Annotated in this window: 6 protein-coding genes and 2 tRNA genes; all 8 read left to right on the top strand. The window is 44.2% G+C overall.

What is annotated here, in order from left to right; genetic code table 11:
* The first annotated feature begins 98 nt into the window (after positions 1-98).
* The 8 genes from HFD99_RS24510 to glmM all read left to right on the top strand — a co-directional run bounded on the left by HFD99_RS24510 (position 99) and on the right by glmM (position 9,224).
* Positions 99-172: transfer RNA gene (locus HFD99_RS24510), tRNA-Pro, on the top strand.
* Positions 173-181: 9 nt separating this feature from the next.
* A tRNA-Gly gene (locus HFD99_RS24505) sits at positions 182-252 on the top strand.
* A 727-nt stretch (positions 253-979) separates the two neighbouring features.
* A complete protein-coding gene (gene ppc, locus HFD99_RS24500) occupies positions 980-3,772 on the top strand; it encodes a phosphoenolpyruvate carboxylase (protein WP_045245419.1) in 2,793 nt (930 codons plus the stop codon).
* Between the two features lie 190 nt (positions 3,773-3,962).
* On the top strand, positions 3,963-4,529 hold the full coding sequence (sigW, locus tag HFD99_RS24495) for an RNA polymerase sigma factor SigW (protein ID WP_013373239.1): 567 nt from the start codon (positions 3,963-3,965) through the stop codon (positions 4,527-4,529).
* Positions 4,530-4,679: 150 nt separating this feature from the next.
* A complete protein-coding gene (locus HFD99_RS24490; protein ID WP_167441030.1) occupies positions 4,680-5,303 on the top strand; it encodes an anti-sigma factor in 624 nt (207 codons plus the stop codon).
* A gap of 221 nt (positions 5,304-5,524) precedes the next feature.
* Positions 5,525-6,358 carry a diadenylate cyclase CdaA gene (cdaA, locus tag HFD99_RS24485; protein WP_013373237.1) on the top strand — a complete coding sequence of 278 codons (834 nt, stop codon included), beginning with the start codon at positions 5,525-5,527 and terminating at the stop codon, positions 6,356-6,358.
* Positions 6,355-7,824, top strand: a complete 1,470-nt coding sequence (locus tag HFD99_RS24480) for a CdaR family protein (RefSeq protein WP_025365925.1) — start codon at positions 6,355-6,357, stop codon at positions 7,822-7,824. The genes cdaA and HFD99_RS24480 overlap by 4 nt, the downstream gene beginning before the upstream one ends.
* A gap of 59 nt (positions 7,825-7,883) precedes the next feature.
* Complete coding sequence (gene glmM / locus HFD99_RS24475) at positions 7,884-9,224, top strand: phosphoglucosamine mutase (RefSeq protein ID WP_016818744.1); 1,341 nt, start codon at positions 7,884-7,886, stop codon at positions 9,222-9,224.
* The last annotated feature ends 306 nt before the right edge of the window (positions 9,225-9,530 follow it).

Genomic DNA, 9,530 nt, shown 5'->3' with positions numbered 1-9,530 from the left:
CGCCCTTAGCTCAGCTGGATAGAGCGTTTGACTACGAATCAAAAGGCCGGGAGTTCGAATCTCTCAGGGCGCGCCATATTTTTAAAAAAATATAATATCGGGATGTAGCTCAGCTTGGTAGAGCACCTGGTTTGGGACCAGGGGGTCGCATGTTCAAATCGTGTCATCCCGATACTGATTTGCGGGTGTAGTTCAATGGTAGAACTTCAGCCTTCCAAGCTGATAGCGTGGGTTCGATTCCCATCACCCGCTTACCGATTACCTAGAAGCCGAAAGGCTTCTTTTTATTTTGTCCACAATATATTAACTTCTATGTATATAGATCATTAAATGATGTCTCTTGCCATGCACGGTTGGGGATGACTTGTGCATATCCTACATAGGCATTTATCACCTAGACCCGGATTTCCCCTCTTACGGCCCCCTTTTTCCTGTAGTAAGGCTAAATTCGTGATCAAATCCATTGAAAATAGGAATCCTATAATTATTATGTTACGAAATTCATGGGGATAACTTTATACCTGCTCCTTTTGTTCTACACACTCTTCTTTATTTATGTGGGTAACACGTAGGGATTAATGAGTAAACAGATTTAGAATACTGAGATTATGGCTTATTTGTGTATATCTTTGTGGATAGAGCGCAATGAATTTCACTTTGTCAACAAATAATAAACATATACACATCATGACACAAGAATTTGTACCTTTGGAAACACGCTTTTTAAAAGAGACTGTGCATAATGTTTCGCACATTTTTAGCGCTTAAAATCAGTTTTATTTATTAATTTCATTTTTATGTATAAGTGACCAATATATTCTCCAAAAAAGTATTTCAAAAGCATGATTTTTTCCTGTAAATTTTGCAGCTTTTCATACGTTTTTATTGTATGATGTTAAGAAAGTGTCAAATTTCGTGTGTATACGTACCTTTGCTACAACTGAATATGGTGTGGAACAGATCAGATGGGGGGAAAAGCATGACTGAGCTTACGTTAACCGCTAACAAAAACCAATCCAACAATCTGCTGCGGCGGGACGTTCGTTTTCTAGGAAATATTCTTGGTGAGGTTTTGGTTCATCAAGGTGGCAACGAACTTTTGGATATCGTGGAGAAAATACGTGAGGCAAGTAAATCGTTACGTGCCGGGTATCAGCCGGAGTTATACGAGAATTTTAAACAAATGGTCAGTGGACTGGATACGGATATTCGTCACCAGGTTATTCGCGCGTTTGCGATTTACTTTCAGTTGGTGAATATCGCTGAGCAAAACCATCGTATTCGTCGTAAGCGGGATTATGAGCATTCCGCTGGTGAAGAGGTTCAACCCGGTTCTATCGAAAGTTCCGTTCAGGAGCTTAAACAAGGAGGCTTCTCCGCTGAGGACGTTAGCAACATGCTGAATGAACTCTCCTTGGAGCTGGTCATGACTGCACATCCTACAGAAGCAACACGACGAGTAATTCTGGATATCCACAAACGTATTTCTGAAGACGTCATGCTGCTGGATAATCCGATGCTTACCTTGCGTGAGCGAGAACAGGTACGGGAAAATCTGCTTAATGAAGTAATTACACTGTGGCAGACGGATGAACTGCGTGATCGAAAGCCAACTGTATTAGATGAAGTAAGAAATGGAATGTATTATTTTCATGAGACCTTGTTTCATGTATTGCCAGATGTATACCAAGAATTGGAGCGATGTTTGGATAAATATTATCCTGAGCAAAAATGGCACATTCCAACTTATTTGAGATTTGGTTCTTGGATCGGTGGAGACCGGGACGGGAATCCATCTGTTACAGCTCATGTGACTTGGGAAACGTTGTGTATGCAACGCAAGCTGGCTTTGAGAGAGTATCAGCACACGCTGAAGGAACTCATGGGTTACTTGAGCTTTAGTACCAGCATTGTGCGAGTTTCTGATGATTTGTTGGCTTCTATTGAAGAAGATCGCGCCCACATCACACTTAAAAAAATGGAAGTATGGCATAACGAAAAAGAGCCTTATCGCATCAAACTAGCATATATGATTGCTAAGGTGAATAACGTTTTGGATGAGAGCAAACAGGGTACTAAGGAACGCTATAGCTCCGCAGAAGAGCTTATTGCAGATCTGAATGTGATTGCCAGCAGCCTGCGTCATCATTTTGCTGATTATGTGGCAGACACGTATATTCAAAAGATGATTCGTCAGGTAGAGCTATTCGGCTTTCATACAGCTACGCTGGATGTACGTCAGCACAGTCAGGAGCATGAAAATGCGATGACTGAAATTCTTTCTAAAATGAATATTGTGTCAGATTACAGTAAGCTGTCAGAGGAAGAAAAAATAGATCTGCTGGAACAGCTGCTAAATGAACCCCGTCCGATTACTTCGCCATATTTGAAATATAGCGATAGCACACAGGAATGTCTTGATGTATATCGTACGATTTATTTGGCTCAGGAGGAATTTGGCAAACAATCCATTACAAGCTACTTGATCAGTATGACTCAGGGTGCCAGTGATTTGCTTGAGGTTATGGTATTAGCCAAAGAGGTAGGCCTGTTCCGCATTGAGAAGGATGGCACTGTCATTAGTACGCTGCAATCCGTTCCTTTGTTTGAAACGATAGATGATTTGCATGCTGCACCTGATATTATGAGAAGATTGATGAACCTGCCTGTATATCGACAATCTGTAGCCGCGATGGATGAGCTTCAGGAGATCATGCTTGGCTACTCGGATAGTAATAAGGATGGCGGTGTGGTTACAGCGAACTGGGAACTTCGGGTCGCTATGAATAGCATTACGGAAGTAGTGAACGAGTATGGCGCAAAAGTGAAGTTTTTCCACGGACGTGGAGGAGCGCTGGGGCGCGGAGGAATGCCACTTAACCGCAGTATTCTGGCTCAGCCTCCTCATACCATTGGTGGAGGAATTAAGATTACGGAGCAAGGCGAAGTGCTATCATCCCGCTACTCGCTCAAGGGGATTGCATATCGGAGCTTGGAGCAGGCGACATCGGCGTTAATTACGGCTGCTGCGTATCATCGCTCAGGAAAGAAAGAAGTGTTCGAGGAAAGCTGGGAGGAGATTATTGCCCGTATTTCCGAAGTATCACTGGAGAAGTATCAGGATTTGATTTTCCGAGATCCAGATTTCTTCACTTTCTTTAAAGAATCTACACCGTTGCCTGAGGTAGGCGAGCTGAATATTGGCTCTCGTCCGTCCAAGCGTAAGAACAGTGAACGTTTTGAGGATTTGCGCGCTATTCCATGGGTCTTTGCGTGGACACAAAGTCGTTACTTGCTACCTGCTTGGTATGCGGCAGGAACAGGTTTGCAAAGCTACTATCAAAACAATGAAGATAACCTTAAAGTGCTACAAACGATGTTTAGAGACTCTGCCTTCTTCCGGTCGCTTATTGATACACTCCAAATGGCAATCGCTAAAGCGGATTTGCTGATTGCAGAGGAGTATGCTGGGATGTCGGATAACGAAGAAGCACGGCAACGTATATTCGGGCAGATTTCTGCAGAGTTCAAGCTGACATCTGAATTGATTTTGAAAATAACCGGACAATCTGAGATTTTGGACGATGTACCTGTTATTCAGGAATCTATCCGGTTGCGTAATCCTTATGTCGATCCGTTAAGTTATTTGCAGGTTCAATTGCTGAGTGAGCTACGCGAGCTGCGTAATCAGAACGGTGATGACGCTGAAATGCTGCGTGAGGTACTATTGACGATTAACGGAATTGCCGCAGGCTTGAGAAACACAGGCTGATATAGTTTGGCCGTATGATACAGGCAATCGGGTACTCATGGAGTGCCCGATTGTGCTGTGTTTATAGTAATGAAGCGCGAGTTTGTTACTTGTGTCCACACTTCAGTTGATTTCTGGATAAAATTAAACTACGATGAATAATCATAAACATGTAATAAGTAACCCATCAGCAAGTCTGGGGGAGTATAGAGTGGATAATATGGAAAGCCGCTTGGTTAGGCTGGTGCAGAAAGGTGATCAGCGAGCTTTTGCGGAGTTAGTCGAGTTATATAAAGATCGGATTTTTCATCTTTCCTACCGGATGCTAGGTAATCGTCATGAGGCGGAGGATTTGGTGCAGGAAACTTTTTTGCGTGTGTATCGTAACCTGGAAAAGTATGACCATGGACAGAAGTTCTCAACCTGGATTTATCGGATTGCTACAAATCTGTGCATTGATCGTCTGCGAAGGAGAAAACCTACATACTCACTTGATGCTGAAATGAATGATCAAGAAGGTGTTGATGGGTACGCCATGCTTGCTAGTGAAGAGCTTACCCCTGAAGGGAGTACGCTGTTGTCGGAAACGCAAGCTTTAATTCATGACGCCATTGACAGCCTTCCGGATAAATACAAGACGATTATGGTTCTACGATACTTGCAGGAGCTTTCCTTACAGGAAATTAGCGATGTGCTCAATCTCCCAGTTACCACAATTAAGACAAGAGTACACAGGGGACGGGATTTTCTACGCAAAAAACTGGAGCACAAGCTATAAATGCTGTGCATACATTCTAGGAAAAGAGCCTGCGTAGATGTTTTTATGAAACATAATGTTCGTTGTAACGTATGTAAGATGAGCAAAGTTTCTAAGCCGGAGCATGTTATGTTGAGAAACACGGAAGAATATTAGAAAGGATTGGCTCATATGGATTGCAAACAAGCCGTCTCTTTTATGCATGACTATCTAGATGGCGACCTGTCTGAGCAGGACAAACATGAGTTGGAACAACACTTGTTAGTCTGCCCGGAATGCCGCATGCGTTTTAAAGAGCTGGAGCGGACGGATGCGATGCTTTACGGTACACGCTATCATCAAGTGCCGTGTGTATCGGATGAGCTGACATTTCGCATTTTGAATGCTTTGCCGCCGCATAAACGACAGCCTGCGGTGCCTATGCTAGCTTGGGTGAAGAGGCATCCCGCTGTAACAGCCGCCGCCTTCTTCCTTATTGTGATATGCTCAAGTATGGCCAGCTTTTCTAGCACGGACCATCAATTAGTAGTCAAAGGAAGCAATCTAGATCAAGTTGTTATTCAGGGCGATACTGTAATTGTACCTGAAGGGAAATCCATTGCCGGAGATTTAACAGTACAGAATGGTGAGGCACGTGTATACGGTGATGTAGAAGGAAATCTTACTGTGATTGACGGCTCGTACTATCAAGCTTCAACCGCCCATATTGCAGGACAGGTTAAAAGTATCGATCAAACCTTGGACTGGATTTGGTACAAGGTTACCGATTTGTTCGGGGGACCGTCTTCTCCATAAAAGAAGCTTGAAATGGCAAGAACGATATCGAGCGCCTTTTTCCGCTGGAAAAGGCGTTTTTTTGTATCTAGGTCTGGCGAATTGTACTGTATTTTACTGATTTTGGCGATTCTTTTGTCGCACAGCTTGCAACGCGAGCCTGATCGTTATAACCTAGATAGAGAGAGCATACTGTGTACATATTACACCCACTCACTACAGAAAATTGCGGGGGCATGCGCATGTTGGATTATTTTGCGGACCTGACTTGGAAAGAGTCCATTAAAGATATTATCGACATTTTAATCGTAACCTATATTATGTATCAGCTTATTTTACTTGTTCGCGGAACGCGAGCAGTTCAATTGTTAAAAGGGATTCTGTTCCTGGTTGTTATTTGGGCGGTTAGTACCTGGTTTGATTTGTACACGCTCAAGTGGTTGATGAATCAGATGTTCACCTTTGGTGTAGTGGCTATTTTTATTATTTTTCAGCCTGAGTTACGTCGTGCTCTAGAGCAGTTGGGGCGTGGTAAACTATTTGGGCGTTCGTCAGTAGATGATGAAGAGATCAATAAGTTAATTGGAGAAATGATTAAGGCGCTGAATTATTTATCACGTAGAAAAATAGGAGCATTGGTCGTATTTGAGCGCGAGACAGGACTGAACGAATATACGGAGTCTGGTATCAAGACACAGGCCGTAGTTAGTTCTGAACTGCTAATTAACATCTTTATTCCCAATACGCCTTTGCATGATGGTGCAGTGATTATACAAAATAAACAGATTGCCTCTGCGGCCTGCTATTTGCCATTATCGGAAAATCCCTTCATTAGCAAGGAGTTGGGAACCCGTCATCGGGCTGCAATTGGGGTGAGTGAGGTAACGGATGCCGTAACTGTCGTGGTATCGGAGGAAACAGGGCAAATTTCGTTGGCTATCAATGGTCAGGTCGTGCGTGACATTAAGGAAGAATCCCTAATCTCCAAGCTGTATGAGGAGTTGCGGCCAACACCGTCTTTGAAGGAAAAACGCGGCTCATTCTGGAATCGGAGGGGAGGCCGTGGAAATTCATGATGGACAAATGGATTAACAATAATACGATTTCCAAGATATTGGCGCTTGCGGTTGCTATAATGCTGTGGGGAATGGTTCATCTGGATACAGGTACTCCTTCGTCTACATTGACCGTTTCCTACAATAATAAAATAATTGATAATGTGGCCATTCAGGCCAGTGGTCTGGATGATTCAAAATATGTGCTGTCTACGATGGACACTGATCATGTAAAGATGGAGGTCAGAGGACAGCGCTCTGTCCTGACTACTTTTTTCGCGGATAATTATCAGGCAAAATTAAACTTAAGCGGCTTAGGAGCAGGCACTAAAACATTGTCACTTGAACCGGATTTACCGGATGGGGTGGAATTGGTATCCATGACTCCTAACCGTGTTACAGTAACAATTGAGGAAAAACAAACGAAATCATTTAATGTATCTATAGTACCTAAGGGTAGTCCAGATGCGGGGCTACAGCTCGGTAAGCCTGTGATTGCTCCTCAAACAGTAAAGGTTACTTTACCCAAAAGCCAGCTGAATACCGTTACTGCGGTGCAAGGGGCTGTTAACACGGATGGCATCTCAGAAAAGTTTGAACAGAAACGGGTAAAGCTGAAGGCCTATAACAAAAAGGGGCAGGAACTCACAGGTGCGGTCATTGAGCCATCCACTGTGTCAGTTGAAATCCCGGTCACTCAGCAGGCGAAGTCTGTGCCTGTCAAGATAGTCTATTCCGGAGAGCTGCCAGACGGATTGGCGCTTTCTAAAGTAAACGCAAATGTGAAGGAAGCAGCGGTATATGCATCACAGGATGTATTAAGCAGCCTGAGCTCTTATGTCACGGCTACACTCGATCTGAGTCAATTTACAGAAGCGGGGACCCGTACAGTTCAAGCTAATTTGGCAGCTCCCTCAGGTTCTGATAAAATCGAGCCAGGGTTAATACAAATTCAGGTGACCGTCGTTCCTTCCAATGAAGTTACAGATACGGAACGGACGCTGTCAGGCATCCCAATCGTTTTACAAGGTGCAGGAGATGGAGCTAACGCGACTATTATAGCACCCGCAGGCAAGACGATGGATGTTACTGTGAAGGGCCCGCAGGATTTGGTAAACAATTTAACCAATGATGACGTTAGTTTGGTGGCAAATGTAAGTGGCCTCGCGACTGGTCAACACGAGGTTACCCTAAAAGTAGGCTTGCCTAAATACATTACGCAAGCCGGGAATGCCGGCCAACTAAAGGCAACGGTAAACATTGAGAGCCCTTCTACACCTGCTGTAACGAATCCGAATAGTGAGAATGAATCAAACCCCTCTGGTAGTGGTGATAAGGGGCAGGAGAGGCCACAGGAGGGGCAAGGCAATCAAGGTGGCAACTCTGACGCAAATACCGGGGACAACGCAGCTGCGGAGGATAAAACAAGTCCTCATAACGGCGCAGAATCTTCTGCGAATGGAACCTCGGAGAACGGTCAGCCATAACATGTTTTATCTGTAGTAAATGATCAAGATTATTAGACAAAAAAAGGGAGTCATTTTACATGGGGAAATATTTTGGTACAGATGGTGTACGAGGCATTGCTAATCAGGAACTAACAGCCGAACTGGCATATAGCATTGGCCGCTGCGGCGGATATGTTTTAGCAGGTAATGTAGAGAAACCGACAGTTGTTATTGGTATGGATACACGGATATCCGGATTGATGTTGGAATCGGCACTGGTAGCCGGTTTGTTGTCTATTGGGGCTAATGTGGTTCGCCTAGGTATTGTTTCGACGCCTGGAGTGGCATATCTCACACGACAATTGAAAGCGGACGCTGGTGTCATGATCTCAGCATCTCACAATCCTGTTGAGGACAACGGGATTAAGTTTTTTGGCGGCGATGGGTTTAAATTAACCGATGAAACTGAATTGAAAATTGAAGAGCTCATGGATGCAAAAGAAGACCAATTGCCTCGTCCGATTGGCAGCGGGTTGGGTACGGTTGTTGTAGACGAGCATTCCCGCTACGATTATCTGGAATTTTTGAAAACAACAATTACTCATTCTTTTGAAGGTCTAAAAATTGTGCTGGACTGTGCAAACGGAGCAGCTTATGAGCTGGCGCCGAAGCTTTTTGCAGATTTGGGAGCTGAAGTGCACACGATCGGCGCGGAGCCAAACGGATTGAATATCAATGATCATTGCGGCTCGACTCATCCTGAAAAGCTGAAAGAGGAAGTGCGCCGCTTGAAAGCGGACATTGGTCTTGCCTTTGACGGCGATGCCGATCGCCTAATCGCAATTGATGAGAACGGGGAAGAGGTTGATGGAGACTACATTCTCTGTATTTGCGGAGATGCAATGAACCGGGCTGGAAAACTCAAGGACAGCACTATTGTGTCGACAGTAATGAGTAATATCGGTTTTTATAAAGCTACTGAAAAGCTAGCTCTCAAGACTGCAAAAACTGCGGTTGGAGACCGTTATGTGATGGAAGAAATGCGTCGGGGTGGATTTAATCTGGGCGGTGAGCAGTCTGGTCATGTTATTTTCCTTGATCACAATACGACAGGCGATGGCATGCTGACGGGGATTCAACTGGTAGATACCCTGAAAGCTTCTGGCAAGAAGATGAGCGAACTAAAATCGCTTATGAAACAATATCCACAAGTTCTTGTAAATGTACGTGTGCAGGACAAACGTAATTACGAGGGGAACCCTGCGATTGCAGAAGCGATTGAACAGGTGGAACAACAATTGGGCGATAATGGGCGTGTATTGGTCCGTGCTTCAGGTACAGAGTCACTTATTCGTGTGATGGCCGAAGGCCCGGATAAGGATGAGCTGGAGCAATTTGTCGGACAGATCGTAGATGTCGTGAAAAAAGAATTAGTTTAAAATTTTGTAAACGTGGGTTGCCTGTTAAACACAAGCAGGCAACCGCGTTTGTAGTTATTCACTAATGCTTTAATGCCTTTAGGGTGTAATTATGAATAAAGTGTCATTGCCAAATGATGCTCTGCTGAATATAATATAGGGATGCTGTGACTCAGATAGAGAAAGCGAGGGTTGTGAGGTAACGTATTACAAGCGCCAGAGCTTGATTTTGTGCGGGGGAACTTGGTGGAGAAGCAATAGATTCCGTTGAGATGATGTTGCTCGCAATCGGTTCACGACAAAGCAAGCTGACGAGGTGAAGGTGTT

The organism is Paenibacillus sp. EKM301P, assembly GCF_011800295.1.
Classification (GTDB): Bacteria; Bacillota; Bacilli; order Paenibacillales; family Paenibacillaceae; genus Paenibacillus; species Paenibacillus polymyxa.
The sequence above is the reverse complement of the archived record's forward strand: the minus strand, read 5'-3'. Positions and strand labels throughout refer to the sequence as shown.